Genomic DNA, 2,015 nt, shown 5'->3' on the forward strand with positions numbered 1-2,015 from the left:
TTATGAACCTATTATACGAACAGCGTGTTTACGGAAGGTGCTGAGGGCACGTCTTAAGGGTAGGGTCAGCGCACCACATCCCTTCACCGGGAACGAAGTTCCGCCAAGGGGTAGGGTCCTGCAGGTCCGGCTCAGGGACGTCGTAAACACGGAAACGTTATCTGCAATCCTTAGCATAATGTTGAGTTGATATCTGTCTTGATCTTGATAAAGAGGAAAAGTGAAAAGCTATATTGCTTAGTAGATGAATAATGTTAAGAAACGCAGATGTTGAAATTAGGGTTAATGATTTCATTTGAACTTTTAGTCAAGCAATAGTTAATATAATTTCATATCATTATAATTTTTCATTTGAGAACGTGACGGTTTAAACGCCATCGGTTCAGATCATTATAGGCAAGATATAATTAACTACAGTCATATTTATTTGTATGGATAAGGAGGCGACTAACATAAAGAATCAGTTGAGAGGCCTGTTATAATCGATGAATACCATAATAGTAATTCTTTGTTTAAAAAGGGAGGAATTGAAATGTCAAAGAAAAAATATGGATTTGAAAGTTTATTGTTTGATTTCTTTATGACTATTATAACTGGTGGGTTGTGTCTTATCTGGGTGTTAATAAAATATCTTAGAACACATTAGATATGCTTAATCTACTGGTGGTGTAGGTGGAAAAATAATTACTAATATATACCCTTTAATTTCGACAATAATTGTATTAGAGTTAGTAATATCAGCATTTTCAATAAAGTCTGGGTTGCAAGATAAAAGCACTGAAAATAAGTAATAACTTCATATTATCTTTTGAAAACGTCATTAAGGAATAAGAGAAATTGGTTGGGTCGATGTAAAAGGTCTTGAGTTGACGGACAGCAGATAACAATGTTTTTGCGCAAGGGTGCTGGAAGCTCGTGTGAAAGGCAAGATCAGCGCACCACACACTTCTCACTGGTGCAAGCACCACCAGGGGGCAAGGTCAAGTGGGTCCAGTTCAAAGGCGTCGCAAACACGGAGACGTTATATGAAATTTTGTACAAAAAAACTGCCACGTCCTGTGGCAGATATTTAAACATTATAGTAAGAAATTAGATAATAGCTTTCGTGTGAATTCATTGACTAATAGCTGTTTGTTTTGTATTTAGTATCTATGGTTTATTATCCATTCAAGTATATTATCATATTTGTAGGTGCCATCTGCGATAGATAATCCTAAGTCAATAAGTTCTTGTTGGGTATATGCTATTTTTACATTATTCAGTTTTAGAGTCATTAACATTGTTAAAATTCCGATTCGTTTATTTCCATCAAGAAAAGAGTGATTATTAACAATTGCAAAGGCAAGTCTTGCTGATTTTTCCTCAATTGTTGGGTATTGCTCAACTTCAGCAAATGCATTGTTAGCACTTGCTACAGCTGATTCTAGTAATCCGATATCACGAAGTCCGTCTAATCCACCTGTTTTAACTATAAGTTTACTATGAATAGATATAATTTCTTGTGAAGTTAATAATATCATTTTGCTAGCTCCTTAAATGCTTCCAAATTTTCATTAATTAAAAGGTCTGCTGTTTCTGATATTATTTTTGCTTTTTCTTTCTTCATAGCTTGAATTTCTTCATATTCATCAAAATCAACAAGTATATATTTGGGTTTGTTGTTTTTAAGAATAACTGCCATTCCACTTTCATCAACAATACGTACAACTTTTGAAAAATTTTGATTTGCTTCAGTCATGGCAACAAGATTATTTGTATCAACTAACATATTTATCACCTCATATATATTATATGATTTTTATAGGATAAATACAACCTATTTTATTAATTTAAATTAAATTTAGTTATGAGGTTCTATATTCTATTATTTTGTTTAAAAATTTTGGTAAAATAAGTTAGAATTAGTTGAAAGTCGTATGGTTTTTGTGATTCAAAATATATTATTAGGGAGTCGACGTCCTATCGACTTCTGTCTTTGAGGGGCACAAAACTCCATATAAACCAGCTAAGCTAGG

At 33.2% G+C, this 2,015-nt stretch carries 2 protein-coding genes; both read right to left on the minus strand.

Annotated elements, in window-relative coordinates; genetic code table 11:
• Positions 1 to 1,142: 1,142 nt before the first annotated feature.
• Positions 1,143 to 1,520, minus strand: coding sequence for a type II toxin-antitoxin system death-on-curing family toxin (locus F8153_RS15795; RefSeq protein WP_151867322.1), 378 nt, complete (start codon positions 1,518 to 1,520; stop codon positions 1,143 to 1,145).
• Positions 1,517 to 1,768: a type II toxin-antitoxin system prevent-host-death family antitoxin gene (locus tag F8153_RS15800; protein ID WP_151867323.1), complete on the minus strand. Its 252-nt coding sequence runs from the start codon at positions 1,766 to 1,768 to the stop codon at positions 1,517 to 1,519. The genes F8153_RS15795 and F8153_RS15800 overlap by 4 nt, the downstream gene beginning before the upstream one ends.
• Positions 1,769 to 2,015: the final 247 nt, after the last annotated feature.

The organism is Alkaliphilus serpentinus, from assembly GCF_009017255.1.
GTDB lineage: Bacteria > Bacillota > Clostridia > Peptostreptococcales > Natronincolaceae > Alkaliphilus_D > Alkaliphilus_D serpentinus.

What these genes read in the sequence shown, in the direction of transcription:
- F8153_RS15795 (WP_151867322.1), bottom strand. Translation starts at nt 1,520, where the DNA reads ATGATATTATTAACTTCACAAGAAATTATATCTATTCATAGTAAACTT.
- F8153_RS15800 (WP_151867323.1), bottom strand. Translation starts at nt 1,768, where the DNA reads ATGTTAGTTGATACAAATAATCTTGTTGCCATGACTGAAGCAAATCAA.